Genomic DNA, 25169 nt, shown 5'->3' with positions numbered 1-25169 from the left:
ACCCTAAGCGCCGCCTTGGCCCAGGTCAATCGGCTGGCCGAACGTCGTTCGGGCGCCGGCCGCGACCTTGAAGTCGATCCTGGGCCATAAAAAGAAAGCGGCGGGAAGGTTTCCCTTCCCGCCGCCGTTGAACTCGGAGAGTTCTTCAGACCTATCGGAACAGTCCGAGCAGGACGCTCGACGACTGGTTGGCGATGCTGAGCGCCTGGACGCCAAGCTGCTGCTTGGTTTGCAGGGCCTGCAGTTTCGCACTTTCCTTCGCCAGGTCCGCGTCCACCAGGTTGCCGATACCCGCGTCCAGGGTGTCCTGGAGCTTCATGACGTTGGTCATGTGGGTGTCGAGCGCCTTGGCGCCGGTGCCGAGCTTCGACAGGGCCGAGGAGACGTCCTGGATGGCGTCCTCGATCTCCTTCACGTCGGCCGAGTTCACCGTACCGGTCAGGGTGCTGAGGGTGGCGGCGATCTTGGTGTTCGACTTCGACAGAACGATGTGATCGATGTCGATGGTCGCGGTCGCATCGGCGTTGGCGATAGCCTTGATCGACGCGTTGTTCACGCCGGTCGAGGAAATCAGGTTGACGCCGTCAAAGGACGCGTTGTTGGCGATCGTGTCGATCTGATCGCGCAGCGACTGATATTCATCGCTGAGGGCCTGCTTGGAGGCGGTCGAGAGACCGGCTTCCGTCGCCGCCAGGACCTTTTCCTTCATCTGGACGAGGATGTCCGAGATGGCGGTGCCGGCCGACATCGCCACGTCGGCCACCGACTGGCCGCGTTGCAGCGACGAGATGACCGAATTGAGCGAGGCCGATTCCGCGCGCTGGTTCTGGGCGATGGCCCAGATGGCGCCGTTGTCCTTGGCGGTGGCGATCTTCAGGCCGGTGTTCACCCGGTTCTGAACCGTGCCCAGGTCCTTGTTGGTGGAGTTCAGGTTTTGGAGCGCGATCATCGCGCCCTTGTTCGTGTTGACCGAATTCAACGACATACACGGGGTTCCTTTTCTCAGGGACCGGCGTCATTTTGACTGCCGGAGGCGTTTTGCCTGCGAAGCTCCTGAGCAAGGGGCGGGCCAGATTGCGGGCCGCGAAGTCTCGCCCTTGATTACCAAGGAATTTTTCAGGCGACCCCGCCCGTTCAACCGGAGCGGGCGCTTGGGGCGCGGCCTGCGCATGGTAAATTTTGCCGAGTTTCGACGGCAAAATCTGCGCTCCAGTCCCGGCAGGAAGTGCCGACCGGGTGGGGCGGGGCCCGCTGGCCGCTTTCAGCTTTTCTGAGAGTGAAGTCAGCTCAAACCGCTGGCGTGAGGCGCATGCGGCGACCATGCTTGGCGTCAATTCCCAGTAGGAGCAGTCCATGGCGCAGGCGCGCAGGCGAGGCGGCGTTCTCGCCTCTTTCGGATTCCAGGTCATGGCGGGCATGGCCGTCGGGCTTGGTCTTGGCCTGCTGGCGCGCCACCTCGGCGTCGAGGAAGGCCAAGCCGGACATGGGCTTTCGCAGGGGCTGAGCCTGGCCGGCTCGATGTTCGTCCAACTGCTGAAGGTGCTGGTGCCGCCGCTGGTGTTCACGGCGATCGTGGCCAGCATCGCCAATCTGCGGGAGTTGCAGAACGCCGCGGCCCTGGTCTGGCGCACGCTCTTCTGGTTTGCGGTCACGGCCCTGATCGCGGTCAGCATCGGGATCGGCCTGGGCCTGCTGCTGCAGCCGGGCGTGAACACCAGCGTGGCGGCGACGGCGGCGCAGACGCCGCACACCGCCGGGTCCTGGCTCGACTTCCTGACCGGTCTCGTCCCGTCGAACGTGCTGGGCATCGCGGCCAGCACCTCGGTCTCGGACGGGGGAGCGACGACGACGCTGTCGTTCAACGTCCTGCAGATCGTGGTGATCTCGCTGGTGACGGGGATCGCCGCCCTGAAGTCCGGAGCAGCGGCCGAGCCGTTCCTGGCGTTCAACGCCTCGGCGCTGGCGGTGGTGCGCAAGATCCTCTGGTGGGTGATCCGGCTGACGCCCATCGGCACCATCGGCCTGTTCGGCAATGCGGTCGGGCGGTACGGCTGGGACGCGCTGGCCCAGCTCGGCGCGTTCGCCCTGGCGGTCTATCTCGGCCTCGGCCTGGTGCTGCTGGTGGTCTATCCCAGCCTGCTGCTGGCTAACGGGCTCAATCCGATGCGGTTCTTCGCCGGGGTCTGGCCGGCCATGCAACTGGGCTTCGTCTCCCGCTCGTCGATCGGAACCTTGCCGGTCACCCAGACGGTCACGGAATCGGCCCTGGGCGTGCCGCGCGCCTATGCGGCTTTCGCCGTGCCGCTGGGGTCGACGACCAAGATGGACGGCTGCGCGGCGATCTATCCGGCGGTGGCGGCGATCTTCGTGGCCCAGTTCTATGGCGTGCCGCTGCACCTGACCGACTATCTGCTGATCGTCTTCGTGTCGGTGATCGGCTCGGCGGCGACGGCGGGCCTGACCGGGGCGGTGGTGATGCTGACCTTGACGCTGTCGACCCTGGGCCTGCCGCTGGAGGGCGTCGGCCTGTTGCTGGCTATCGACCCGATCCTCGACATGGGGCGCACGGCGGTGAACGTGACCGGCCAGGCCCTGGTCCCGACGCTGGTCGCCAAGCAGGAGGGCATCCTGGACACGGCCGTCTACAACGCCGCGTCCGGCGACCTCGAGGCGGAGATGGCGAGCGCCTCCGAACGTGCCGCCTAACGCTGGCCGCGGCCGTTTAGGGCGTCGCCGGCGTTGCGTGGCAGGGGAATGAAGAACACCAGCGAAATCAGCGACACCACCCCGACCACGACGAAGGCCGGCGATACGGCGCCGGCGGTGAGCTGGTCCTCGCCGCGAGCGACCATGAAGGCGTGGATCAGGCCGGCGGCCAGGCCGATGCCGATCGACTGAACTAGCTGCTGGGCCATCGAGGAGGTGGTGGAGGCGCGGCTCATGCGGTCCTGCTCGATGTCGGCGAAGGCCAGGCCGTTGAGGCTGGTGAAGTGCAGGGAGCGGAAGAAGCCGCCGACGCCCAGGACCAGCATGATCAGCCAGTGAGGCGTGGTCGGCTTGAAGAGTCCGTAGGCGGCGAAGCTGGCGGCGACGATGAAGGCGTTGACGATCAGCACCGTGCGGAAACCGAAGCGGCGCAGGATCGGCGGGGCGGCGGTCTTCATGACCAGGGCCCCGGCGGCGGAGATGAAGGTCATCAGCCCGGCCTGGATCGCCGAGAGGCCGAAGCCCACCTGGAGCAACATGGCGAGCATGAAGGGGCTGGCGCCCATGGCGATGCGCATGAAGGCCCCGCCGATCACCGAGGCCGAGAAGGTCTGCAGCCGGAAGACCGAGAGATCGAGGACCGCGTGCGGGTTGTTCCGGGCGTGGCGCCAGTAGAGCGTCAGGGCCAGGGCGCCGCTCGCGAACAGGCCGGCGACGCCGAGCGGCGGCAGCATGGCGCGGCCGAGGTTCTCGAAGCCGAAGATGAGGGCGGCGAGGCCAAGGCCGGTGAGGAGCGCGCCCTTCACGTCGATGGGCGAGACGTCCTGCTCGCGTACGTCGGGCACGTAGCGCAGGACCAGGAACACGCCGACCACGGCCACAGGCATGCTCAGGAAGAAGATCCAGCGCCAGTCGGCGAAGGTGACGATCGCGCCGCCGACGATGGGGCCGATGACCGGGCCGAGCAGGGCCGGCATGGTCATCACCGACATCGCCCCGACCAGTTCCTCCTTGGGCGTGGTGCGCAACAGGACCAGGCGGCCGACGGGGGCCATCATCGCCCCGGCCGCGCCCTGAAAGACGCGGGCGATGACGAGCTGGGTCAGGTCCTGGGCGAAGCCGCAGGCGGCTGAGGACGCGGCAAAGAGGATCATCGACAGCACGAAGATCCGGCGCGCGCCGAACTTGTCGGCCACCCAGCCGCTGATCGGCAGGAAAACCGCCGAGGCCAGCAGATACATGGTGATGGCCAGGTTCAGGCGCAGGGGCGGCTCGTCCAGGGCCACGGCCATGGTCGGCAGGGCGTTGGCGATGACAGTGGCGTTCATCGTCTGCATCAGCATGGCCGAGCCGATGATGGCGGGGATCAGCCAGCCGCGGCGGGTCGCCGAGCCTTGGGCCGCCAGGGCGTCGTTGACGGGACTCATGGTTCCAGACTCAGCAGTTGGAGCAGCGGCTCGTGGGCGGCGGCCAAGGCGGCGCGGGCGTCGGGATCGAGGCGCGCCAGGCGGGCGGCGAGCCAGTCGTTGCGGCTCTGGCGGATGGCGGCGAGCTGCGCCTCCCCGGCCGGGGTGATCTGGAGGTCGGCGCGGCGGCCGTCGGCCCGGTCGCCCGAGCGCGTGATCCAGCCTGCGGCCTCGAGGCGCTTGATGTGGCTGCTCATGCTGGGCCGGGTCATGCGCTCGATGTCGGCGAGCTCGGACGCCGTCACGCCCGGCCGCTTGCGCACGTGGCCCAGCAACAGGGCGTCGAGGGCGGACATGCCGACACGCTGGGCCTCCTGGCGCAAGCGTCGGGAGACTTGCAGGAGGGGCGCGCGGAGCGCTTCGGCAAGGATGGCGGGATCGGAGGAGATGGGCATCTTATTAGTTAGGCTAACTAACTATATCTAGGCGCGTCGCGTGCGGGAGGTCAACCATTCCCGGTAAACGGGAACATCTGCGAGGGAGTCTCGTTCAGGAGGTGAAGGGAGGCGCCGGAGGATGACAGCGATGGCGTTCAGACACGAACTGCCCCGACCCCAGATGGACTTGCTCAGGCGCGAGATGCGGGGCGCGACCCGGCGGCTGTCGCGGGACCAGATGCTCGAACTGGCCGACCTGCTGCATGACGCCATCCGCGCGCGGCGTGAGGAGGAGCGCGGTTGGCGCCCGGCGTGCGGGCCGCGTGGCGCCTAGACCTGGAATCTCTAGGATTCGAGCGTACGCCGGGCCCGCAGAGCGCTGGCCAGGGCGGCTCGCGCGGAGCGCTGGAGATCGGCGATGGCCTGCGTGCGCCAGGCGGGGCCTTCTCCACGCCCGAGGCCGGCGGCCCTATGGCAAGCCGGGGCGCAACGGCGGTCAGGTCGCCTATGGGCGCGGCGATGTGCAACTGACCTGGGATGAGAACTACGAGCGCGCCGATCGCGAACTGGGGCTGAATGGCGCGCTGACGGCCGACTACGACCTGGCGCTCGATCCGCAGGTGTCGGCGCGCATCCTGGTCGCGGGGCTGGAGGGCGGCTGGTTCACCGGCAAGGGGTTGCGGCTGTTCCTGCCAGCGCTCGCGCGGCGCGAGCAGTTCGTCGCTGCGCGCAAATGTGTCAACGGAACCGACAAGGCCGAACTGATCGCGGGCTATGCCGAGACGTTCCAGGCGGCGTTGCAGGCCGGAGGCTGGCGATGATCGCCTGGACGCTCGTCCGCATGGCCGCGCGGACCTGGTGGTCGGGGCTGGTTGGCGCGGCGGTCATCGCCGGGCCGGTGTTTCTGTTGGGCCAGTGCTCGGGCGCGCAGATCGAGAAGCGCCGCCAGGCCGTCGCCGCGATCCCTGCGGTCGAGCGCGTCGGCCGGGCCAACGCCGCGGCGGCTGGCGAGCGCGCCGAGGACGCTCACCGCATCACGTCAGCCCAAGAGGAACAGTCCCATGCGATCCAGTCCGCGCCCGATGAGAAGCCTGGCCCTGGCCGGTTGCGCCGCGCTTGCGTGCAGTTGCGCCAGCAGGGAACCTCGGCTGACCGCCTACCCGCCGAGTGCCGACCTGAGGGTTGAGGCCAAGCCGCTCCTGGCGCCCGAGGCGCTGGTCAGCGACAACGCCCTGGCCGAGCACGATGCGGCGGTCGAGGCCTGGGGCGAGCGGGGCTGGGCCGCCGTGGCGCGGATCTGCCGCTGGGCGCAGGCGGGCGGAGCGGACCTGCCGTTCAGGTGCCCGGCGCCGGCCGCGCCTTGAAGTTTCGCGTCCAAGATTATACATTCGATCCAAGATTGGATGGAGAAGATCGTGGCGCAAGCCGCTCGCGTCGATGAACGGCCAGAGACGCCCCTCAGCCTGGACGGGCTGAACGGGGCGCAGGCGCGGCGGCGGCTGTCGGCGCCGGCGGTGGCGCTGTTCGTCCGGGCCTGCGACCTGTGGGACCTGAAGGTCGAGGACCGCCAGGCGATCCTGGGCGGGATTTCGCGCCAGACCTACCACAACTGGAAATCGGGCAAGGCGGTGGTGCTGGGGCGCGACCAGCTCGAGCGGATTTCGCTGGTTCTGGGCGTCCTGAAGGGGTTGCGGCTGGTGTTCGCTGACGATGCGGCCGGCGTGCGCTGGCTGAAGGCGGCGAACCAGGATGCGCCGTTCGGCGACCGCAGCCCACTGGAACTGATGGCCGAGGGCGGGATCGGCGGCCTGCATGAGGTGCGCCGCTATCTGGACGCCTGGCGCGGGGTGAAATGAGTTTCCAGCGTTCGCGCGTCCAGGCGCGCACGCACCGGCTGATCGCTTCGCGCTTTCCGACCGTCGGCGTGTTCGACGACATCGCGGCGAACGAGGAGGAACTGCGGGTCGCGTTCCTGCTCGAAGACCTGACCAATGCGCGCAGCCATGCGCGGCTCGAGGCGCTGCCGGAAGGCGGGATCGCGTCAGGGCCGACCGCCTCGCTGGCCATGGCCGCCTTCCTGCATTGCGCGCCGGAGGGCGGGCGGTTCTCCGACGGGGACCTGGGGGCATGGTACGCCGCGACCGACCTGCAGACGGCGCTCGCAGAGACGCTCTATCACCACGAACGGCGGCTGCGGGCTTCGGCGGCCGGCTTTCCGGCGCGGATTCAGATGCGTGAGCTGGTCGTGCGGCTGGACGCGGACCTGCTCGATCTGCGCGGCGCCCAGGCCTCGCATCCTGAGCTTTATGCGGCTTCGGACTATGGCCGCTCGCAGGCCTTCGCACGCGAGCGGCGCTGGCCCTACGCCGAGCCGGGCGAAGACGGCTTCGTCTTCGACAGCGTGCGCCGGGACGGCGGCGTGAACGTGGTGATCTTCCGGCCGGCGGCCCTGCCGCTGCCGATCGGGCAGGGCGCTCACTACGAGTATGTCTGGGACGCCAGCGGCGATCTGACTGTGCTGAAGCTCAGTCTGGTGAAGCGTTAGAATTGTTCCTATTTTGTTCTTGATCTTCGCCGGGAAATGAGCGATCATTTTCCTATTGGCGGGGATTGCGACTGCGCCATGTGTCGGCGGCCGGGAGGCCGCCAGGCGGCGACCGATCTCAAGCGCTGGGCCTGGGGCCGCCGATCCGCTGGCGTCCGGCGCGTTCCAAGCACTTGCGGCTGGCCCTGACCGCCGAAGGAGTTCCATGAGCGACATCATCAAGGACGCCCGCGCGGCGTTCGACCTTGCGCGCGAGCACGAGGCCGAGAACCGGCGCGAGGCGCTGGACGACATCCGCTTTGCGCGGCTGGGTGAGCAGTGGCCGGCGGCGATCCGGCGCGACCGGGAACTGGACGGGCGGCCCTGCCTGACCATCAACCGCCTGCCGGCCTTCATCCGCCAGGTGGTGAACGACGCGCGGCTGAACAAGCCGTCGATCACCTGCCATCCGGTCGACAGCAGCGCCGATCCCGAGACCGCCGAGGTGTTCAACGGCTTGATCCGCAACATCGAGCAGAGCTCGGACGCCGAGGTGGCCTACGACACCGCGCTGGATTTCGCGGTGACGGGCGGGTTCGGCTATTTCCGCATCAACACCCGCTACGCCAGCGACGAGGCCTTCGACCAGGACCTGGTGATCGAACGGGTGGCCAACCCGTTCTCGATCTATGGCGACCCGGCCTCGACCGCGGCGGACTCCTCGGACTGGAACACCGCCTTCGTGGTGGATGCGATGCCGAAGGCCGAGTTCGCGGCGCGCTGGAAGGGGGCGGAAGCGTTCGACTGGGAGGCCGATTCCTATGGCGGCCCCGCCGATGCGTGGCGCGAGGGCGACCAGGTGACGGTGGCCGAATACTGGCGGCGCGAGGCGACGACCCGCTCGATCCTGGCGCTGTCGGACGGGCAGGTGGTGACCCAGGACATCTACGAACAGCAGAAGGCGATGTTCGACGCCCTTGGCGTCAGTGTCGTCGGCCGGCCACGGCAGGTTCCCTCGCATCGGGTGGTCCAGCGGATCATGAGCGGCGCCGAGGTGCTGGAAACCGTCGACTGGGCCGGCAAGTACATTCCCATCGTCCCGGTCTATGGCGAGGAGTTGCACGTCGACGGTCGCCGCCGGCTGCGCAGCCTGGTGCGCGACGCCAAGGACCCGCAGCGGATGTTCAACTACTGGCGCACGGTGTCGACCGAGCTGGTCGCCCTGGCGCCCAAGACCCCGTTCATCGGCCGCAAGGGCGCCTTCGAGACCGACGCGGCGAAGTGGGCGAGCGCCAATACCCAGACCCACGCCTATATCGAATATGACGGACCCGAACCGCCGATGCGCCAGTCGTTCGCCGGCGTTCCGGTCGGGGCGATCCAGGAGGCCCTGCACGCCGGCGACGACATGAAGTCGATCATGGGGCTGCACGACGCCAGCCTGGGCGCGCGGTCGAACGAGACTTCGGGCCGGGCGATCATGGCCAGGCAGCGGGAAGGGGACGTTTCGACCTTCCACTATATCGACAACCTGTCGCGGGCGATCCGCCATGCGGGCCGCATCCTCATCGACCTGATCCCCAAGGTCTATTCGACGCCGCGGGTGCTGCGGGTGCTGGGGCCGAGCGGGGAGGCGCAGATGGCGCCGGTGAACCAGAGGTTCCAGGCGCAGGCCGCAGATGCGGCGGGCCAGATGCGTCAGATCGAGAAGATCTACGACCTGGGCGCGGGCAAGTACGACGTCACCGTCCGCTCGGGGCCGAGCTTCACCAGCCGCCGCGAGGAGGCGGCGACCCAGATGATCGAGCTGATCCGCGCCTATCCGCCGGCCGCCCCGATGATCGGCGACCTGCTGGCCCGCAACCTCGACTGGCCCGGCGCCGATGAGATCGCCCAGCGCCTGAGCGCCATGCTGCCCGCACAGATCAAGGGGGCGAGGCCAGAGGTCGAGCAGGCCCAGGTGCAGATGGCCAAGCTGGTCCAGGCGCTGCAGGCCGCCCAGCAGAAGATCGCCGCCCTGGAGCAGGACGGCGCGCACGCCGCGCAGCGGCTGGAGATCGAGGCCTTCGAGGCCGAGACCAACCGGATGCGGGTGATGGGCGCGCTGGCGGAGGGCAAGTCGCCGCCGCCAGGGTGATATGCGGGTCGATCGCTGGGGCGAACCTTCAGCCCGTCCGCGATGCGCCGCTCGCCCGTTTGGGCAGGGCGGCTAGGATGAGCAGGATACCAAGCCCGCCCAGCACGATCAGGAACAGGGGGATCAAGACAAGCCCCATGTCGCCGCCGCCGCTTGACGGCGTAGCGACGGTGGCGATCGTAAGCCCGACGAACGAGAGAGCGCCCAGCACGGTCGGGACGGCGACAATCCAAAGCAGGATGTTCTTGACCAGGCTTCCCCGGACGCGCTCGGCCACCGCCCAGATCATCGTGCCGACCATCGCCAGGACGAGCGCCAACATCACCAAGCCAAGAGCGGTTTCCCAGATGGTCCCATCCATCCATGCCGCCGACAGGCCCAGAATCGACATGGCGACCAGCGCCAAAGCGCAGAGCAGTGGGAGCCAAAATCGCTTCATTGAAGACGCCTCAGTATGGATATTCCATCTTTGTTCTCGCCCTTTACCGCGGTCAAGTTTGTGAAATCGAGGCTCGTGCGGCCAGCCAAATCGAGGCTGAACCGCAGTCTGTTCGGCGCCACCCCAAAACCAAGATCCAATCAGGTTTCGCTGCTGAAGGCTGGCGAGATTCAACTAGGAGATTCCCATGGCTGGATCGCGAGTCCACCCGCTACAGAGCATTCTGCTCTCCCCTATCGACTTGAGCGCCGCCATTCAGTGGAGGCGAGCTGCGCCGGTTCCCGAAACCAATCCACGGCCAGGTGGGACGCGTGTGCAACTTCGAGGATACGACATTCTCGAAGACCGTTTTGGGGTTAAGTTGCCGAGCTTCGTAGAGGCGATTACGCCAGATCATACGTATGTCCAGTATGAGGATGGGGGAGAACCTATTGTTGCGAAAGGCGGCCCTACCCAGCTCATTCCCTCGCGCGCGGGCTTCGACGAGGGGCTCCGCGGGCAGCTCAAGGTGACGAGCGAGATTCGACCTGCATCGCGGAGTGACGATTATCGCCGAGGTACGAAGCTGGTCGCCGAGACCTTTGTGCCGGGGCGGACTGCGAAAGAGGTTGTCCGCCCTGCTCAAGCATATTCGGCGGGTGTCAACCGGGGTGGAAATCTCTATGGCGCCGGCACAAATTCGAACAGCTTTGCGGCTGACTCCTATGAACGCTCAACAGGCCGCCGACCTTCGGCGGGTTACGACACGTGGGGCAATGAGACTCGCTTGGGCGAGGGCGGAATGTCCGCTGATCTGCAGCGTTCGCGCCGTTTGCTTGGTTCCGGGTTTGGATCGACCACCCTGGGCCAAGCCGTCACCAGGGTAGCAGAAGATGTGGGAGATCGGCTTGGCGACCGCTTCCTGATGTTCGGCTACTGAGGCGCCTTATTGGAGGCTCGCGCAGGCAAGGCGGCGAGGACGAGCAGGATCGCCAGACCGCACACAGCGACACCAAACAGCGACACCATCAAGAGCAGGAGAAGGGCTCCAAAGTCATCCTCGGCTCCGTTGACGAACGGAGTCAGAAGGGCAAGCAAGAGGGTGGCCGTCACGGTCGGCGTGGCGATGACCCAGAGCGCAATGCGTTTGACGCGGCTTCCACGGACGCGGGCGGCGACGGCTCGGATCGTGGTGACAACCGTCGCCGTAGTGAGCGCCGTCAGTCCATAGGTCCAGGCCAGGACGACCGGCGGGACGAACCAGGGCGGCGCCCACAACCCGAGCGCAAACAGCGCCAGAAACGCTATCGCGCAAAGCGCGGGAAGCCAGAAGGGGGATGGCGGCGAACGCATGCTTGGTGGAACTCAGGCTGAACGTGTAGTTCCCCAATTGTTCTGGATTGGCCTTGCTGTCTCGGCAAGTCGCGATAGGGGCGCGGCGTTCGCGGCCCTTGCCCGACGGATTGGCGGCATTGGCGATGGGATCGAGTTCGTACGCCGAGACGTCACAAGAAATGTTCCCATTTTGTTCTTGACATCCGCGGGGATTTTGGGAGGATATTGATATCGGGGAGAGATGCGCGGGGCCGAACCCGGCGCGGTCGATCCTTTCCCCCGCTTCGCTGATCGCGCAGCGGTAAGACGCGGGGCGTGCGGCGTCCCGCCAGGCAAGGCCTCGCGCGGCGAGGCGGCATCCAGAGGACAACATGCAAAGAGACGATGCGTCGATTTTCGGCGAGCTTTCGCACGCCCGGATGACGGGCCAGCCGCCCGAGGTTCCGGACGACGAGACCGATGAGGTCGAACACGAGGGCCAGCTCTATCGTATTCCGCGGGCGCTCTCGGGCGCTTTTCTGGCCAATGCGGACTATGCGCGGAAGCTGGAGGAACTGGCCGAGCATCGGCGCGGGATCGACCGCGACCGTAGCGGCCTGGCCGCCGAGCGGGAGCTGATGCAGGCGACTCTGGCCGACCGGGCGAACCTGGCGGCGATCGACAGTCAGATCCAGCACCTGGAAGAGATCGATTGGGATGTTCTGGGCGAGGAGAATCCGCAGACGGCCCAGCATCTGTGGAGCCAGTACCAGCGTCTGGCCGAGGCGCGCGACCGTTTCGCCTGGTCGCTGACCCAGAGCGAATACCGCGCCCGTCAGCAGGCCGAACGCGAAATGGCCGAGCAACTGATGCAGACCGGGAAGATCCTGGCTTCGGAGATCGACGGCTGGTCGCCGGAGGTGGCGACCAGGCTGGTGGAGTATGCGGCGGCCTTCGGCGTGACGCTGGAGGAACTGCGCGAGGTGGCCGATCCGCGGCTGTGGAAGATCCTGCACCGTGCGCATCTGGGCGACGAGGCGGCCAAGCGCCAGGAAACCACCCGCCAGGCCGAGCAACTCCAGGCCGTGCGCCCGGCTGTCCAGGTGAGCGGTTCGGGCGGCGCCGGCGGCGGCGTGCGCGATGAGATGGCCACGCGCGAGTGGATGCGCCGGCGCAACGATCAAGCCCTGCGGGCGCGTTGATGTCGGGGGCGGTGATCTTGACGCCGGGCGACCGGGTCATGCTGGCCCAGGCGCCCCGCAAGCGCGGTTACCTGACGCCGGAGCAGCAGGCTTTCGACGACGAGCGGCGGCAGGTGCGCCGCTGGTCGCCGGCATGGTGCGCGGCCTGGCGAGCCGGGTGCGCATCAACAGGGCGGCGAGGGCGGTCGAAGACGTATTCGGCCGAGGAGAAGTCATAAAAAGCACGCCGCGCAATTTCGTGGCTCGGAGCCAGGACGGCTCCGCCCAGCTACGAATGGACCTCAAGGGGCATAAGGCCTATGAGCCACATTTCCATCTAGAGAGCGCGCCTCTGAAGGGAGGTCCTTCGGATTTGCTCGATAAGCACATGTTCTTCTTCAAGAAATAGATCCGCGCCGGCGGTGGCGAATGGATTTCCTGCTGTTGATTGTTCTTCCTTTGTGCTATGATTGCGGCATCCCTTCGGTAGAAACGCCGTCAGCTTTGGGAGTGTCGTATTGGTCGAATATTTCGAAAGCCACGGAGCTGAGGATGGGCCGTGGAAGCGCATCGTAATCGAGAGCGAGGATGGTGATGCGCAAGTATATCTATTCTCTAGCCGTGATGCATCGATCTTTGAGAAAGACTATTGGTTCGAGACGGTGGATATCGCAAAAAATCGCTGTCTCGATGCATGGCATGTGCCGATTGAATCTTGGAAGGTGCTCGCGTCTAAACCGGAGTTTCTATTGTAGAGCGTCAACAGAGCGTCTCGCCGACCAACTGGACGAGCAACTGCTGCAGGCCGGCAAGGTCCTGACTTTGGAGGTTGTCGGCTGTTGGCCGTCGGCGGCGTGAGAGATGAGATGGCCAGGCACAAGTGGATGCGCCGGCGCAACGATCCTCGCCTATGGGATGCCTGTCCGATCTCCTCAACCAGCACATGTTCCTTTTTCGAAGGAAGCCATGATCCAGGCTCTGGAAGCGACAGACATTCCCATCGGTCCGTGGCGTCGCATGCTGGCTCTTGGCCGATATGTTGCAGTCCATCTACGACAGCAATCCCTATTCCGAATATCGCCGGCCGGGCGAGGCTCGGCTTCCGAGCCGGGCTGATCGACTGGTCGGCCAAGCGCCGGTAGGGACGACGCCCCCACAGAGCCGCCGCCTGGCGGCGCTCTGACCACCGCCGCGCGGCTCTTGCGCGGCATTTTCCTGAAACCTGCCGACCTTCACGGGGCCGCCGCCGGGCGCTCCCGCGTTTCGGCGTGCATATCGAAAAGGACACCATGGCCTTTACTGCCAATACGCTGCTTTCCGCCACGGCGGTTACTCGCGAAGCCCTGCGGGTGCTGCATCAGAAGCTGAACTTCGTCGGCTCCATCACCCGCGAATACGACGACAGCTTCGCGCGCCAGGGCGCCAAGATCGGCGACACCCTGAAGGTGCGGCTGCCCAACGAGTATACGGTGCGCACCGGCGCGCCGCTGGACGCCAAGGACATCAAGGAGCAGAGCGTCGACCTGAAGGTGGCGACCCAGAAGGGCGTCGACCTGAATTTCACCTCCGCCGACCTGACGCTGTCGCTCGACGATTTTTCCGAGCGGGTGATCGAGCCGGCCATGTCGGTCCTGGCCGCCAATATCGAGGCGGACGCGATGAGCATGTACAAGGACGTGGCGCAGTCGATCTGGCTGTCCGGGGCGCCGACCTTCAAGGACGTGCTCAACGGCCGGCAAAAGCTGGTCGATGCGCTGGCGCCGCTCAACAAGCGGACGGCGAACCTGAACTCACAGAACAACACCGACTTGGTGGATGCGCTGAAGGGCCTGTTCAACGACCAGAAGCAGCTCTCCGAGCAATATCGTGAGGGCTATATGGGCCGCACCGCAAGCTTCGACTTCGTCGAGAATACGCTGTGGCCGGCGCATGCACGCGGGGCGGCGGCGAGCGCGGCCTACACCACCAACACCCAGGCGGGGACGATTCCCGCCGGGTCGGAAACCCCGATCTCCACGATCACCCTGGCGACGGGGACAGGCGCGTTCAAGAAGGGCGACGTGATCACCATCGACAAGGTCTTCCGCGTACATCCGGAGACCAAGCAGTCGACCGGCGTGCCGATGCAGTTCGTTGTTAAGGAAGACGCCGCGGGCGGGGCGGGCGCCATCGGCATCTCGCCGGCGATCGTCACCGGCGGGCCGCGGCAGAACGTGGTGGTCGCCGCCGCGTCGGCCACCGCGCCGGTGTCGGTAGCAGGCAGTCCGTCCAAGCTCTACGGGACGTTGCTGCTCTACCAGAAGGGCGCCTTCGCCTTTGCGACCGCCGACATGCAGATGCCGCGCGGCGTCGACTTCTCGGCGCGCGAAGTCTTCGACGGCGTCTCGATGCGCGTCGTGCGCCAGTACGACATCAACAACGACCGGTTCCCGTGCCGTCTGGACGTTCTCTACGGCTACCAGACCCTACGGCCGCAGCTCGCCGCGCGCCTGCATTCGAACGAGGTCTAGGCCGCGCGATACGGCTGACCGCCTGGGCCGATCCCTCGGGGTCGGCCTTTTCGTTCCCTGCAGATTGGAGGCGTGGCGTCATGGCTCTCGCCAGCTATACCGACCTCAAGAGCGCTGTGGCCGACTGGCTGGAGCGCGCGGACCTCGCCGACCGTATTCCCGACTTCATCGCCCTGGCCGAGAGCCGTCTCAACCGGCTGTTCCGGGGCCGCATGAACGAGGTGAACGCCGCGCTGGCCGCTGCTCCTGGCGCTCGAACCATCGCCTTGCCGGCGGCCTTTTCCGAGGCCGTTTCCGTTCATCTGGCCGGCTGGGCCGAGGCGCTGCGATTTGTCGATCCATCGCTGATGGAATTGCGGTCTGAACCCGGGCGGCCGGATTTCTGGACCATCGAGGGCGGAACCCTCGCCTTCGAGCGGCCCTGCGACCAGGCCTACGGCGTCAGGCTGCGTCATCTGCGCAGGTTCGCGCTTTCAGACGCCGAACCGAGCAATCCGATCCTGTCCGACTATCCGGACCTCTACCTGTTCGGCGCGCTGCTGGAGGCCGCGCCCTTCCTGCGCGATGCGGACCTGCTGGCGCTGTTCCAGGCAAGGTTCGACGCGGCCATGCAGGAAGCGAACGCCAAGGAGGCCCAGAGCCGGCGCCTTTCCGCCTTGCGTGGCGAGCCGGCGCTGGTCGGTGGTTGGCATGTCGACCTGAGGGGGCGCTGATGATCGGTCTCATCGCGCCGGTCAACCCTCGGCAGGATCTGCGACCGTTCTTCCGGGCGGTGGTGGATGCGATCGTCCAGCTTCAGCAGCCGGGTCAGCCGGCCTTCGTCCACTCCGTCGTCTCAGCGGATCTGCCGCCGGCCGCCGATTGGCCGAGCGGCGTCCTGCGGGTCGCCGACCTCGACATTCTCGCCGTCTCGAACGGCTCGGCCTGGATAAGGCAAGATACGGGAGCGCCTATTGCCTAGCACATGGTCCATGAGCTTGCGCCTGAACTACCAGGCGCCGGGCGACAACCTGAACGCCTGGGGCGTGATCCTCAATCAACAGGTCTTCCAGCGTCTCGAAGACGCGCTGACCAAGGGAGTGGCGTTCCCGCTCTCGGGCGCGAAGAGCCTGAGCACGGCCAACGGCCTTGAAGACGAGGCCCGCTGCGCCTTCCTCGACATTACCAGCGGGACCGGTGGCGTGATCACCGCGCCCGCGGTCGAGAAGTGGTACATCGTCCGCAACGCCGCCGCGGGCGAGGTCATGGTCACGACCGGCGGCGGCGCAGCGGCGGTCGTGAAGCCGGGCGAGGTGGGGCTGGTCGTCGGCGACGGAGCCAACTTCCGGCGGGTTCAGTTTACCGATCTGGCCGGCGCGCGCCTGACCGGGCTGGGCGCTCCCGTGGACGGCCAGGACGCCGCGACCAGGGCCTATGTCGACTCCATGGCCTTCAACGAAGTGGACCTGCCCGGTCAGGGGCCGGCCACGGACGGTCAGTTCATCCGCTCGAACGGGGAGACGGCCGCCTGGGCGTCCCTCGAAACGAGTGATGTCGCCGACTATGCGGCCGACCAGGCTGACCGCGCCGAGGTCCTGGGCGAGGACCTCAAGAAATTCGCCATCGCCATGGCTGTCGCCCTCTAGGAGCCCTCATGTCCGTTACTTCCAACAGCATCATCACCCCCCCCAGGCGATTCAGGCCGCTGCCGTCGTCACCACCACCGCCGAAACCGCCTACAACGCCCCCGTCACCGCGGTCGTGAAGCTCATGACCTTTGGTCCGAACGGTGGGCGGCTGACCCGCCTGCGATCGATCCCGCGCGCCACGGTCACCGCCACCGGCCTGCATCTCTATCTCTCAACCGATGGCGGGGTGACCAAGATGCTGATCGACAGCAAGCTGATGGCCGCACACACGGTTGCCGCGACTACGGGGATTCCGGTCACCGATTGGGGCTATAGCGACACCAATCCGCTGTTCGGCCCGCCGAATGCGGAACTCTACATCTCCCAGGCAGTCGGGCTCGCGAACGGTATCGCCCATGACGTCGAATGGGCGGACTACTGATGCGGGGACTCACGGGGCTCCGCGGGCAGAGCATGGGGGGTGAGCGTGAAGCTCAGTCTCTCCCATTGCCTGAGGTGATGATCAGCACAAGCTCGGGGAGCTATACGGCGCCTGCTGACTACATCGCCAACATTTTCGCCTGGGGCGGCGGTGCCTCTGGCACGTCCGACGCCACCTATACGCATGGCGGCGGCGGTGGCTCGGCCGGATATAGTCGGCTTATCATTCCAGCGGGCATCGCCATCACATGGTTGGCTGCTGCGCCAAGAATGGGCACTACAGCCGAGACCTCCGGCAATGTGGGCTTTGACAGCATCGTCACTATCGATGGGGTGATCATGACGGCGCAGGGCGGACGCATGCCATCGACCTCGCCGGCGACGAGGTCGATGGCGGCCGGCTTTCAGGTTAATCGATATGGCGGTGGCTCCGGCGAAGCCGGTGAGTTCGGTGGTGCAGCCGGCAATGGCAGCGCCCTCCGTGGCGGCGGTGGTGCCGGTGGCTTTCGCGACATATTCCTCGGTCTGACGGGTGAAAATGGCCGCGGTTCGACGAGTTCAAACGGCGCTCAGATCGTTCCTGGCGTTGGGGCTGGGGGTGGCGCAAACACAAGCGGCTCAAACTGGTCCACCTGGGGCGGTCCGGGTCTGGTCTTGATCCAACTCTATCGGATTTGACGATGCGCACCCCTCTTAACATCCCGCCGGGCATCGTATCGGACGACACTACCTATGCCGCCTGTGGCCGTTGGGCGGCCTGTAACTGCGTCCGTTTCGACCGCGATCTGCCGCAGACTATCGGTGGCTGGGAGGGCATGGTGACCGATCTATTGGCTGGGGTTTGTAGGTCAGTGTTCGCCTGGACCGACAACGAGGCTACCCTGAACATCGCTTTCGGCACGCATGCGGCGCTTCAGGCTTGGGTGGGCGGGTCGCTGTATACCTTGACACCGATCCTGGCCATGCCGCCGTTCACGCTCCGCGGGGCCGACCTCTCGGTGACGGATGGCGCGTCGCTGCTGACCGTCAAGCTGTTGACCCATGGTCTTCAAGACGGCGATACGGTCGAGGTGACCGGCGAGAGTTGTGTGGGCCGCATCGCGCTTGCGGGGGGCTATCCCGTCACGGTCTTTGACGCCGACACCTTCGCCATTGCAGCCGCTACGGACGCCCAGCTCTCCAAGACCCTGGTTTCGAATCCGCTGGCGGTGGAGAGCGGCAAGGCGGTCGTCACCGTCACGGAGGCAGGCCACGATATCTGCGACGGAACGAGCGTCACGATCTCCGGCGCTTTGGCGGTGGGCGGCGTCGCGCCGAACGGAACCTTCGTCGTCACCAAGATCGACGCCGACCACTACAGTTTCACGTGCGAGAGTAACGCCACCTCGACGGCGACCGGAGGCGGCGCTGCCGTCGTCGCATCCGTGCCGGACATTGGCGGGGCCGGCCTGCGGTTCGCCCCCCAAAATCCCTACCAGCCCGGCGTCATCGACGGCACGGGCGGTGCTGGATACGGAACCGGGGCCTACGGCGTCGGCGGCTATTCGGAGCCGTCGACGGCCGACTATTTCCCGCGGACCTGGTCGTTCGGGGCGTTCGGTGAAGAGCTGATCGCCAATCCACGGGGCGGCACGCTCTATGCCTGGGACAACGACACGGACGCGCCGGCTGCGCCGCTGCTGGATGCGCCTCGCAACTGCACCTTCGCTCTGATCGCGCCTCAGGACATGATCTTCGCCCTGGGCTGCAACGAGGAGGTGTCGGGCAAGTTCAATCCGCTCTGCATCCGTCATTCCTCGGTGCGCAAGAACACCGAGTGGCGGACGGCGGCCGACACGACGGCGCGGGAATATATCCTACCGGGCGGCGGTCGGATCGTCGCCGGCCGGGGGATCGGATCCTATCTGCTGGTCTGGACCAATCACAGCCTGTTCCTGGGAAGCTGGGTGGGCGCGTTGACCCAGCCCTGGCGCTTCGACCGGGTGGCCGAGAAGTGCGGCCTGATCGGGCCGAACGCGGCCGTGGTGGTCGGCCAGGCCGCCTATTGGATGGGGAATGACGGGCAGTTCTATCGCTACGGCCTAGGCGGGACCGTCGAGCCGATCCCCTGCGCCATTCGCGACGACCTGTTCGGCAATCTGACCCCGGCCCAGGCCGACAAGGTGGTCGCCTCGTCCATCTCGCGCTTCAGCGAGGTTCGTTGGGACTATCCCGACGCGCGCGATGGCGTGGAGAACAGCCGCTATGTGGCGCTCTCGCTGGCGGGGCAGGGCTGGTCGCGCGGGCGCATGGCGCGCTCGGCCTTCCTCGACGCCGGCCCGGCCAGTGATCCCATCGGCGTCACGCCGGAGGGGAACGTCTATTGGCATGAGCGTGGACATAGCGCCGATGGCGGGCCGCTCTCATGGTCGATAGAGACGGCCGACCAATATCTCAGCGAAGAGCAGACCGCCCTGGTGTTGGGCATCTGGCCGGATGTGAAGAACCAGGTCGGCCCTATCAAGGTGACGGTCATCAGTCGGCTGAAGCCGCAGGGCGATGAGAGCATCAAGGGGCCGTTCGTGATGGCGGCTGGGGAAGACAAGGTGGATTTCCGTTGCTCCGGCCGCCTGTTCCGGTTGCGGTTCGAAGGCGCATCGCTTCCGGCGTTTGCACGGCTGGGACAGATCGCCGTGAGCATCGCACCGGCGGGCAAGCGGTGACCAATTGGCTGGCGTGGCTGACGCCGGCGCTCAGCGATGCGACCGAAGCCGAACTGATCGCAGAAATCGCGGCCGGCCGCGCGCAGCTCTGGCCAGGCGAGACCGCGGCCATGGTCACCCAATGCGTTGTGGAGCCTCAGGGGCGAGCGCTCCACGTCTGGCTGGCCGGCGGCGACCTTGCCGGGATCATGGCGCTCAAGCCCGGTGTGGAAGCCTGGGGACGGGCCATGGGTTGCCAATATGTGACGATCGAAGGGCGGGCCGGATGAGCGCGTGTCCTTCGGCGTTCGGGATACCTCCCTGTGGGGAGGTTGCTGAAAAGGATGCTCTGATGGGCAAACGTAAATCGACTAGTCAAACGACACAAAGCAGCACCTCGGTCATGACGCCGACGAACCCGGAATGGGTGAGCTCGACCGCCCAAGGTCTGGCTTCTGCGATCCAACGATTGGGTGGAACAGATCCATATTCGCTGGTCGCTCCCGCATCCGACCTGGAACAGCAGGCGGCCGGCGCGGCGGCCAAGCTCGGACAAGGTTATGGAAGCGGCCAGACATCAGTGGGCGGCGACGACTGGTTCGCCAACCTCCTCTCGCGATCTGCGCCGTCCGTCTCGTCGGCCAGTCTGCTCGACAATCTGAGCGCCTACTCCAACCCTTATCGGCAACAGGTGACCGATGCGGCCCTCGCCGACTTCGACGCCGATGCCAGCAAGACGCGAGCCATGCAGGATCTCGACCTTGCCGGTAACTCAAAGTTCGGCGGCTCGGGTGCGGCGCTGACCAAATCGATGATCCAGGGTGAACTCTCGCGCGCACGCAACACACGAGTCTCCCAACTGCTGTCGGACATGTTCACGACCAGCGCAGGCTTGGCTGGACAAGATGCAGAACGGCGACAGCAGGCCTCTGCGGCCAATGCCCAAATGGCCCTGGAACACCAGCGCATGCAGGGGCAACTGGCCTTGGAGCGGGAGAATTCCATGCGTGCGAACGTCGCTGCGCAGGCCGCTTTGGGCCAGCAACTCAGGAGTATCGATCAAGCCTACCGCAATGCGCCGCAGAACCAGCTCGGCAGCCAGGTCGATATGTTCTCCGGGCTGCCGCTGCAGCTCTTCCAGGGACAGAACACAAGCTCGAGCGGGACGGGGTCCACCAAGACGACGGAGTCGCCAAGCTTCCTGAGTCTGCTTGGCCAAGCCGCACAGATCGGATCGACCATTCGAGGTTTCGGGCGATGACCTTTGGGTTTCATGGAGGATTGGCAGCCGTACTCGCCAAGCTTGCGCCCAAACCCGCCGCCGACGAGCCGCCGATATCCCGCAAGTCGCGAGCTCAATTGCTCTATGACATCGGGAGCATATTGCGCGATCCCGACGACGGTTTCGGCGCAAAAGCTTCCGACCCGATCGATATTCCAGGGACGTTGAGACCTGTTGCGGGCGGGAGCGTCGGCGGTGTCGGCGGCGCCGGGCGACGAAGAGCCGGGCGATGGACGCCATGAGCGGGCCTCTCGACACAGGAGGCGGCATGGCGCCCTTGATCGAAGCGTTGCACGAAGCCCAGGTTCTGGCGTTGAGGCAGATCAGCGAAAATCTGGCGGCGCAGACAAAGCGCCTGGAAGGTTTGACCAGCAAGGTCGATGACGTGCGTGAACGCTTGGCGCGACTTGAGGCTCAGGAGGCCGGGAAGCTGGTCGAGACCTTGCGGGGCGAACTGCGTTCGGCCCTCACCCGGATCGACGTTCTGGAGGCCCAGCGCGATCGCGTCGCCGGCGTGGCGACATTCTCGACATGGATCGCCAGATCCGGACCCTGGTTCGCGGCGGGAGTCGCCGCCTTCCTCGCCGGTCTTGGGGTTCGCGCGGCTACCTAGCCTCATCCAGGTCGAACGCGCGGACGCGGCCGATCATGTCCAGGACGTAGGATCGGACGTCCGGCGGCCAAGTCGACGTCAGATCTTCCAGCCGATCCCATTGCGATACGTAGAAGGCGCGGTTGGCTTCCTCGAAGGCCGGCAGGTCGCCGGCCAGAGCGAAGAGCACGCGATGGGCGGCTTCCTGGGCGTCGCGTCGGCGACTGGCTTCCCCGCGGCGTGCGGCGTCGACGAGGCGGCGCAGGGCGGCCGATGCGCCGCCAGGCTGTTCAGCGAGCCATTCCCAATGGCTCGGTAGCAGGGTGACCTCGCGAGAGGTGACGCCGAGCCGCGGTCTTCCTCGCTGCGGTGGGGGGGAGGTGAGTTTTGCGGCGACCTCGGCGGCGCCGCCGCGGAAGTCGACTTCGATCTGCCGCCCGGTTTCGTCGTCGAAGATAAGCAGCTTGGCGCGGCCATCGTCCCATGCGGCCTTCGCCGCCAGAGCGACGTCCCGCAACTGCCCGCGAGCAATCAATTCGTGTCCGGCGAACGCGGAGCAGTCGGCCATGTCCAGGTCCGGTTCGAGTTGAGCGACCGGAGGAGTATCGGGAAATGAGTCGACAGGCCAGCCGGCTTGAATGCCTGCTATGGACGGTCGCCGCCCTGGGCGGCGGTCTTGAGTCCATGTCGGGCAGGTCTGAGCATGCGTATTGTGGTTCGTAGTCTTCTGATGGCTTGCGCGGTGTCGGCTCTGGCGCCGCAGGGGGTGCTTGCGGTGGAGCGGGTGGTCGCGCCGATCCTGACGACCGCGGATGCGCGAGACGCCAAGTCCTACGCCCAGCCCTTGGTGGCGCGGGTCTCGCATATCGACCTGGACCTGACGGTGGATTTCGCCAGCAGAACGATCGGCGGCGTGGCGCGGTTGGACGTCGAGGCGGCGCCTGGAGCGTCAGCTATCGTGCTCGACGAGCTTGGCCTCGACATCGCGTCGGTCAAGGATGGCGATGGACGCGACCTCGTCTGGTCGGTGGGCAAAAACGATGCAGAGCTTGGCGCCCCGCTGACGATCCAACTCGCCGGCGCGCGAAAGATCGTGATTGGCTATGCCTCCAAACCGCAAGCGCGGGCGCTCCAGTGGCTGGAGCCTTCGCTGACGGCCGGCAAGCGCGGGCCGTACCTCTTCAGCCAAGGGCAGGACATCAACAACCGAAGCTGGATTCCCACTCAGGACAGCCCGGGAATCCGTCAGACCTGGTCGGCGCGGATCGTCGTGCCGGAGGGTATGACCGCCGTCATGAGCGGCGAGCGCCTCACGCCAGGCGGCGAACCGGCGGGCGAGGGACGGCGCGCCTTCCGCTTCAAGATGGATCATTCCATCCCGCCTTACCTGATCGCGATCGCGGTCGGAGAGTTGGCGTACAGAGACCTTGGTCCCCGCACCGGCGTCTATACCGAACCGGAAATGCTGGATCGCGCCGCGTATGAGCTGGCCGATACCGAGAAGATGGTTGCGACCGCCGAGAAGCTCTACGGTCCCTATCGATGGGGGCGTTACGATGTCCTCGTCCTGCCGCCGTCGTTTCCCTTCGGCGGCATGGAAAATCCGACGCTCACCTTTCTGACGCCGACCTTCATTACCGGGGACCGGGCGAATGTCGGCCTGGTGGCTCACGAGCTGGCCCATAGCTGGTCGGGGAACCTGGTCACGAATGCGACCTGGCCGGACACCTGGTTGAACGAGGGCTTCACCACCTACTTCGAGAACCGCATCATGGAAGCGCTGTACGGCGCGCCGAGGGCCCAGATGGAGGCGGACCTCGACTGGGGCGAGATGCAGGCCGATATTCTGGAGGCGGGCGGTCCCACCTCCGACGGCACCAAGCTTTATGGCGAGACGGGCGGGCAACTCGCCTATTTCAAGGGCGCGGTGTTTCTGCGGACGATCGAAGCGACCGTGGGGCGCGTACGATGGGATGCGTACCTCCGATCCTATTTCGATCGGCATGCCTTCCAGCCTCAGACAACGGCGGGGTTCCTCAAGGACCTGAGGGCCAATCTCATCAAGGGAGATGCGACGCTCGAGGCGAAGCTGGCTCTCGATCGATGGGCTTACGACGGCGGCTTGCCGCCAAATGCGGTGCACGTGAAATCGGAAGCGCTGGCGCGGGTCGACGACCAGATCGCCATGTTCGAAGCGGGCGCGCCGGCTTCACGCCTGTCGGCGGGGACTTGGACGACGCAGGAGTGGCAGCGCTTCCTGAACAATCTGCCGCGCAAGCTCTCGAAGGCGCAGTTGGACGACCTCGACACGACCCTCAAGCTGTCGGACTCGAACAACGCCTATATTCGGTCGGCCTGGTTGGAGTTGGCGATCGCGAACCGCTATGAGCCCGCCTTGCCCTCGCTGGAGGCGTTTCTGACCTCCATCGGCCGCGGCCTGCTGATCAGGCCGCTCTACGCCGGTCTCATGAAACAGGGAGACTGGGGCAGGCCGCTCGCCCGTTCGATCTTTGAACAGGCGCGGCCTAGCTATCATCCGACAGTCGCCGAAAGCATCGAGAAGATGCTCTCGGCGACTTGAGCCGTTGTCGCCACGTTGAGCCGTCAGGCGTCCGGCTGCAGGGAGGCCGCTGAGACTTCAGAGGTCCAACCCGTCCTGTCTGCGCATCAGGGGGTTGCCCTGTGGCTCGGCGACCTTGGTCAGGGTGTTGTGGTCGCGGTGCTGGAACAGGCCTTCCCGACCGCGGACGGCCAACATGGTGTCGGAGATGTAGCTCCAGCTTCCGTCGTCGTGGAAGGTGATCTCCAAGGTGTAGGAATCGGTCCTGAAGGCGTGCTCGAGGAACGCTGTGGAACTGATGCCATATTCGGTCTCGCCGCGCTTGGCGCTGACCTTGAGGCCGGTTTCGGTCGCTTTACCGCCTGCCAGAGCGGTTTGGCCGCGGGGAATGGCCAGGCTCTGCATCACAAGCCCTGTTGCAGGCTCCCACAGCCAATAGCCGACCTGGTCGTGGAAGGTGGTCTCCTCGCCGACCGCGATGATACGGACGTGATAGCGCAGGCCGTAGAAGAGCTGGGGGCCGTTCGCCTGGGGGTCGATCGGCGTCATCTCGATGCGCTCGATATATTCGCGCCGTTCCGGACCATCGGCCTTGGGATTCACATCCAGACCCTTACGCCCTTCCCATACGCCGGCCAGCCGGCGCAGGGGGCCGAGATTGGCCAAGCCGTTCGGATCGACGTTTTCCGGTTCGGTGAAGATGTCGTCGGGAAACGGGTTCACGGGAACTCCTGGCGCGATCATGTCTGGTGCAGCTTTGGCGGGCGAGAGACGGCGAGGTCAAGTGCGCGGCTGGCTCAGACCGGCATGGCGGTGGTGTACTTCACCTGGTTGAGGGCGAAGTGGGAGGCCGCGGTTGCGACGTTGGGGTGGTTCAGCACGACGCCCATCAGGAAGTGCTCGTAGCCGGCGACGTCCGAGACCACGACGCGCATCAAATAATCCCATTCGCCGGACATGGCGTGACATTCCATCACCTCGGGCCGGCCGCACAGGAAGGCTTCGAAATCCTGTCGCGGACCGGCGGCGTGGGACTTCATGCGTAGCTGGCACATGACATTGACCCCACGGCCGACCTTCTCGGCGTCGACCAAGCGCACGGCCTCCCGCAGCACGCCGGAGGCTTCGAGGGCCTTTATCCGCCGCCAGCAGGAAGCTGGCGAGGCGCCTACCTGTTCAGCTAGGGCGGCGTGGCTGAGGGAGGCGTCCTGCTGCAAGGCGCGCAGCAGTTTCCGATCAATCTCGTCGAGATGATTATCGTCTTTCATAGATTCGCCACTATCTGAAACAGATCGCCAGATCATCCCGCAAACTCCGTGAGTTTGAAAAGCGTGTCTCGCAGTTGGAGCGTAAAATCATTTCGAACACTCAGG

At 66.0% G+C, this 25169-nt stretch carries 28 protein-coding genes; 20 read left to right on the top strand and 8 right to left on the bottom strand.

Features of this window, described 5'->3' with window-relative positions; translation table 11 throughout:
- Nucleotides 1–151: 151 nt before the first annotated feature.
- A complete protein-coding gene (locus tag ACE3TL_RS01470; RefSeq protein ID WP_374576884.1) occupies nucleotides 152–985 on the bottom strand; it encodes a flagellin in 834 nt (277 codons plus the stop codon).
- 368 nt (nucleotides 986–1353) lie between these two features.
- On the opposite strand from ACE3TL_RS01470, the gene ACE3TL_RS01465 reads away from it, so the two are divergent.
- Nucleotides 1354–2706 carry a dicarboxylate/amino acid:cation symporter gene (locus ACE3TL_RS01465; protein WP_374576883.1) on the top strand — a complete coding sequence of 451 codons (1353 nt, stop codon included), beginning with the start codon at nucleotides 1354–1356 and terminating at the stop codon, nucleotides 2704–2706.
- Here ACE3TL_RS01465 and ACE3TL_RS01460 read toward each other — a convergent pair.
- Nucleotides 2703–4133, bottom strand: a complete 1431-nt coding sequence (locus tag ACE3TL_RS01460; RefSeq protein ID WP_374576882.1) for an MFS transporter — start codon at nucleotides 4131–4133, stop codon at nucleotides 2703–2705. The genes ACE3TL_RS01465 and ACE3TL_RS01460 overlap by 4 nt on opposite strands.
- Nucleotides 4130–4468 (bottom strand): MarR family winged helix-turn-helix transcriptional regulator, encoded by a 339-nt coding sequence (locus ACE3TL_RS01455; RefSeq protein WP_374576881.1) that lies wholly within the window; start codon nucleotides 4466–4468, stop codon nucleotides 4130–4132. The genes ACE3TL_RS01460 and ACE3TL_RS01455 overlap by 4 nt, the downstream gene beginning before the upstream one ends.
- Nucleotides 4469–4697: 229 nt before the next feature.
- Between ACE3TL_RS01455 and ACE3TL_RS01450 the strand changes: the two genes are divergently transcribed.
- From ACE3TL_RS01450 to ACE3TL_RS01425, 6 genes are all read left to right on the top strand, one after another.
- Entirely contained in the window at nucleotides 4698–4883 is a 186-nt protein-coding gene (locus ACE3TL_RS01450) for a hypothetical protein (RefSeq protein WP_374576880.1), read from the top strand.
- A gap of 187 nt (nucleotides 4884–5070) precedes the next feature.
- Nucleotides 5071–5370, top strand: coding sequence for a hypothetical protein (locus tag ACE3TL_RS01445; RefSeq protein ID WP_374576879.1), 300 nt, complete (start codon nucleotides 5071–5073; stop codon nucleotides 5368–5370).
- Nucleotides 5367–5735 carry a hypothetical protein gene (locus ACE3TL_RS01440; RefSeq protein WP_374576878.1) on the top strand — a complete coding sequence of 123 codons (369 nt, stop codon included), beginning with the start codon at nucleotides 5367–5369 and terminating at the stop codon, nucleotides 5733–5735. Before ACE3TL_RS01445 ends, ACE3TL_RS01440 begins: the two co-directional genes overlap by 4 nt.
- Nucleotides 5736–5964: 229 nt before the next feature.
- Nucleotides 5965–6405: an antitoxin Xre/MbcA/ParS toxin-binding domain-containing protein gene (locus ACE3TL_RS01435; RefSeq protein ID WP_374576877.1), complete on the top strand. Its 441-nt coding sequence runs from the start codon at nucleotides 5965–5967 to the stop codon at nucleotides 6403–6405.
- Nucleotides 6402–7094: an RES family NAD+ phosphorylase gene (locus tag ACE3TL_RS01430; RefSeq protein WP_374576876.1), complete on the top strand. Its 693-nt coding sequence runs from the start codon at nucleotides 6402–6404 to the stop codon at nucleotides 7092–7094. The genes ACE3TL_RS01435 and ACE3TL_RS01430 overlap by 4 nt, the downstream gene beginning before the upstream one ends.
- A gap of 205 nt (nucleotides 7095–7299) precedes the next feature.
- A complete protein-coding gene (locus tag ACE3TL_RS01425; protein ID WP_374576875.1) occupies nucleotides 7300–9210 on the top strand; it encodes a portal protein in 1911 nt (636 codons plus the stop codon).
- A 28-nt stretch (nucleotides 9211–9238) separates the two neighbouring features.
- Here the strand turns inward: ACE3TL_RS01425 and ACE3TL_RS01420 are convergent, their stop codons facing one another.
- Nucleotides 9239–9601, bottom strand: a complete 363-nt coding sequence (locus ACE3TL_RS01420; protein ID WP_374576874.1) for a hypothetical protein — start codon at nucleotides 9599–9601, stop codon at nucleotides 9239–9241.
- A 235-nt stretch (nucleotides 9602–9836) separates the two neighbouring features.
- Here ACE3TL_RS01420 and ACE3TL_RS01415 point away from each other — a divergent pair, with 235 nt between their 5' ends.
- Nucleotides 9837–10568, top strand: coding sequence for a hypothetical protein (locus tag ACE3TL_RS01415; protein ID WP_374576873.1), 732 nt, complete (start codon nucleotides 9837–9839; stop codon nucleotides 10566–10568).
- Here the strand turns inward: ACE3TL_RS01415 and ACE3TL_RS01410 are convergent.
- Complete coding sequence (locus ACE3TL_RS01410) at nucleotides 10562–10981, bottom strand: hypothetical protein (protein WP_374576872.1); 420 nt, start codon at nucleotides 10979–10981, stop codon at nucleotides 10562–10564. The two genes, ACE3TL_RS01415 and ACE3TL_RS01410, sit on opposite strands and share 7 nt — an antisense overlap.
- A 353-nt stretch (nucleotides 10982–11334) precedes the next feature.
- Here ACE3TL_RS01410 and ACE3TL_RS01405 point away from each other — a divergent pair, with 353 nt between their 5' ends.
- The 11 genes from ACE3TL_RS01405 (at nucleotide 11335) to ACE3TL_RS01355 (ending at nucleotide 21257) form a co-directional block, all read left to right on the top strand.
- The gene (locus ACE3TL_RS01405) at nucleotides 11335–12144 is read left to right on the top strand and encodes a hypothetical protein (protein ID WP_374576871.1); all 810 of its coding nucleotides are present in this window, start codon (nucleotides 11335–11337) and stop codon (nucleotides 12142–12144) included.
- 1268 nt (nucleotides 12145–13412) lie between these two features.
- Complete coding sequence (locus tag ACE3TL_RS01400) at nucleotides 13413–14633, top strand: P22 phage major capsid protein family protein (RefSeq protein ID WP_374576870.1); 1221 nt, start codon at nucleotides 13413–13415, stop codon at nucleotides 14631–14633.
- Nucleotides 14634–14713: 80 nt separating this feature from the next.
- Entirely contained in the window at nucleotides 14714–15346 is a 633-nt protein-coding gene (locus ACE3TL_RS01395; protein ID WP_374576869.1) for a hypothetical protein, read from the top strand.
- Nucleotides 15346–15594 (top strand): hypothetical protein, encoded by a 249-nt coding sequence (locus ACE3TL_RS01390; protein WP_374576868.1) that lies wholly within the window; start codon nucleotides 15346–15348, stop codon nucleotides 15592–15594. The genes ACE3TL_RS01395 and ACE3TL_RS01390 overlap by 1 nt, the downstream gene beginning before the upstream one ends.
- Nucleotides 15595–15604: 10 nt before the next feature.
- Nucleotides 15605–16258, top strand: coding sequence for a hypothetical protein (locus tag ACE3TL_RS01385; protein ID WP_374576867.1), 654 nt, complete (start codon nucleotides 15605–15607; stop codon nucleotides 16256–16258).
- A gap of 115 nt (nucleotides 16259–16373) precedes the next feature.
- Entirely contained in the window at nucleotides 16374–16682 is a 309-nt protein-coding gene (locus ACE3TL_RS01380) for a hypothetical protein (RefSeq protein ID WP_374576866.1), read from the top strand.
- 77 nt (nucleotides 16683–16759) lie between these two features.
- Nucleotides 16760–17359, top strand: a complete 600-nt coding sequence (locus tag ACE3TL_RS01375; protein ID WP_374576865.1) for a hypothetical protein — start codon at nucleotides 16760–16762, stop codon at nucleotides 17357–17359.
- 2 nt (nucleotides 17360–17361) lie between these two features.
- Nucleotides 17362–19383, top strand: a complete 2022-nt coding sequence (locus tag ACE3TL_RS01370) for a hypothetical protein (RefSeq protein WP_374576864.1) — start codon at nucleotides 17362–17364, stop codon at nucleotides 19381–19383.
- Complete coding sequence (locus tag ACE3TL_RS01365; protein ID WP_374576863.1) at nucleotides 19380–19652, top strand: hypothetical protein; 273 nt, start codon at nucleotides 19380–19382, stop codon at nucleotides 19650–19652. Before ACE3TL_RS01370 ends, ACE3TL_RS01365 begins: the two co-directional genes overlap by 4 nt.
- Nucleotides 19653–19714: 62 nt before the next feature.
- Nucleotides 19715–20623 carry a hypothetical protein gene (locus tag ACE3TL_RS01360; protein ID WP_374576862.1) on the top strand — a complete coding sequence of 303 codons (909 nt, stop codon included), beginning with the start codon at nucleotides 19715–19717 and terminating at the stop codon, nucleotides 20621–20623.
- A gap of 289 nt (nucleotides 20624–20912) precedes the next feature.
- Nucleotides 20913–21257 (top strand): hypothetical protein, encoded by a 345-nt coding sequence (locus ACE3TL_RS01355; RefSeq protein ID WP_374576861.1) that lies wholly within the window; start codon nucleotides 20913–20915, stop codon nucleotides 21255–21257.
- Here the strand turns inward: ACE3TL_RS01355 and ACE3TL_RS01350 are convergent.
- Nucleotides 21250–21804, bottom strand: a complete 555-nt coding sequence (locus ACE3TL_RS01350; RefSeq protein ID WP_374576860.1) for a DUF2239 family protein — start codon at nucleotides 21802–21804, stop codon at nucleotides 21250–21252. The genes ACE3TL_RS01355 and ACE3TL_RS01350 overlap by 8 nt on opposite strands.
- Before the next feature lie 135 nt (nucleotides 21805–21939).
- Here ACE3TL_RS01350 and ACE3TL_RS01345 point away from each other — a divergent pair, with 135 nt between their 5' ends.
- Nucleotides 21940–23817, top strand: a complete 1878-nt coding sequence (locus ACE3TL_RS01345) for a M1 family metallopeptidase (protein ID WP_374576859.1) — start codon at nucleotides 21940–21942, stop codon at nucleotides 23815–23817.
- 57 nt (nucleotides 23818–23874) lie between these two features.
- On the opposite strand, the gene ACE3TL_RS01340 is transcribed toward ACE3TL_RS01345, so the two are convergent.
- Nucleotides 23875–24519 (bottom strand): FABP family protein, encoded by a 645-nt coding sequence (locus ACE3TL_RS01340; RefSeq protein WP_374576858.1) that lies wholly within the window; start codon nucleotides 24517–24519, stop codon nucleotides 23875–23877.
- 74 nt (nucleotides 24520–24593) lie between these two features.
- Complete coding sequence (locus ACE3TL_RS01335) at nucleotides 24594–25064, bottom strand: Lrp/AsnC family transcriptional regulator (RefSeq protein WP_374576857.1); 471 nt, start codon at nucleotides 25062–25064, stop codon at nucleotides 24594–24596.
- Between the last annotated feature and the right edge of the window lie 105 nt (nucleotides 25065–25169).

It is taken from the genome of Phenylobacterium sp., assembly GCF_041920015.1.
GTDB lineage: Bacteria > Pseudomonadota > Alphaproteobacteria > Caulobacterales > Caulobacteraceae > Phenylobacterium.
The sequence above is the reverse complement of the archived record's forward strand: the minus strand, read 5'-3'. Positions and strand labels throughout refer to the sequence as shown.

What these genes read in the sequence shown, in the direction of transcription:
- ACE3TL_RS01350 (WP_374576860.1), bottom strand. Translation starts at nt 21,804, where the DNA reads ATGGCCGACTGCTCCGCGTTCGCCGGACACGAATTGATTGCTCGCGGG.
- ACE3TL_RS01455 (WP_374576881.1), bottom strand. Translation starts at nt 4,468, where the DNA reads ATGTCCGCCCTCGACGCCCTGTTGCTGGGCCACGTGCGCAAGCGGCCG.
- ACE3TL_RS01470 (WP_374576884.1), bottom strand. Translation starts at nt 985, where the DNA reads ATGTCGTTGAATTCGGTCAACACGAACAAGGGCGCGATGATCGCGCTC.
- ACE3TL_RS01440 (WP_374576878.1), top strand. Translation starts at nt 5,367, where the DNA reads ATGATCGCCTGGACGCTCGTCCGCATGGCCGCGCGGACCTGGTGGTCG.
- ACE3TL_RS01410 (WP_374576872.1), bottom strand. Translation starts at nt 10,981, where the DNA reads ATGCGTTCGCCGCCATCCCCCTTCTGGCTTCCCGCGCTTTGCGCGATA.
- ACE3TL_RS01360 (WP_374576862.1), top strand. Translation starts at nt 19,715, where the DNA reads ATGGGCAAACGTAAATCGACTAGTCAAACGACACAAAGCAGCACCTCG.
- ACE3TL_RS01370 (WP_374576864.1), top strand. Translation starts at nt 17,362, where the DNA reads ATGCGCACCCCTCTTAACATCCCGCCGGGCATCGTATCGGACGACACT.
- ACE3TL_RS01420 (WP_374576874.1), bottom strand. Translation starts at nt 9,601, where the DNA reads ATGTCGATTCTGGGCCTGTCGGCGGCATGGATGGATGGGACCATCTGG.
- ACE3TL_RS01425 (WP_374576875.1), top strand. Translation starts at nt 7,300, where the DNA reads ATGAGCGACATCATCAAGGACGCCCGCGCGGCGTTCGACCTTGCGCGC.
- ACE3TL_RS01460 (WP_374576882.1), bottom strand. Translation starts at nt 4,133, where the DNA reads ATGAGTCCCGTCAACGACGCCCTGGCGGCCCAAGGCTCGGCGACCCGC.
- ACE3TL_RS01385 (WP_374576867.1), top strand. Translation starts at nt 15,605, where the DNA reads ATGAGCTTGCGCCTGAACTACCAGGCGCCGGGCGACAACCTGAACGCC.
- ACE3TL_RS01375 (WP_374576865.1), top strand. Translation starts at nt 16,760, where the DNA reads ATGATCAGCACAAGCTCGGGGAGCTATACGGCGCCTGCTGACTACATC.
- ACE3TL_RS01430 (WP_374576876.1), top strand. Translation starts at nt 6,402, where the DNA reads ATGAGTTTCCAGCGTTCGCGCGTCCAGGCGCGCACGCACCGGCTGATC.
- ACE3TL_RS01400 (WP_374576870.1), top strand. Translation starts at nt 13,413, where the DNA reads ATGGCCTTTACTGCCAATACGCTGCTTTCCGCCACGGCGGTTACTCGC.
- ACE3TL_RS01355 (WP_374576861.1), top strand. Translation starts at nt 20,913, where the DNA reads ATGGCGCCCTTGATCGAAGCGTTGCACGAAGCCCAGGTTCTGGCGTTG.
- ACE3TL_RS01395 (WP_374576869.1), top strand. Translation starts at nt 14,714, where the DNA reads ATGGCTCTCGCCAGCTATACCGACCTCAAGAGCGCTGTGGCCGACTGG.
- ACE3TL_RS01345 (WP_374576859.1), top strand. Translation starts at nt 21,940, where the DNA reads ATGCGTATTGTGGTTCGTAGTCTTCTGATGGCTTGCGCGGTGTCGGCT.
- ACE3TL_RS01405 (WP_374576871.1), top strand. Translation starts at nt 11,335, where the DNA reads ATGCAAAGAGACGATGCGTCGATTTTCGGCGAGCTTTCGCACGCCCGG.
- ACE3TL_RS01415 (WP_374576873.1), top strand. Translation starts at nt 9,837, where the DNA reads ATGGCTGGATCGCGAGTCCACCCGCTACAGAGCATTCTGCTCTCCCCT.
- ACE3TL_RS01335 (WP_374576857.1), bottom strand. Translation starts at nt 25,064, where the DNA reads ATGAAAGACGATAATCATCTCGACGAGATTGATCGGAAACTGCTGCGC.
- ACE3TL_RS01450 (WP_374576880.1), top strand. Translation starts at nt 4,698, where the DNA reads ATGGCGTTCAGACACGAACTGCCCCGACCCCAGATGGACTTGCTCAGG.
- ACE3TL_RS01465 (WP_374576883.1), top strand. Translation starts at nt 1,354, where the DNA reads ATGGCGCAGGCGCGCAGGCGAGGCGGCGTTCTCGCCTCTTTCGGATTC.
- ACE3TL_RS01390 (WP_374576868.1), top strand. Translation starts at nt 15,346, where the DNA reads ATGATCGGTCTCATCGCGCCGGTCAACCCTCGGCAGGATCTGCGACCG.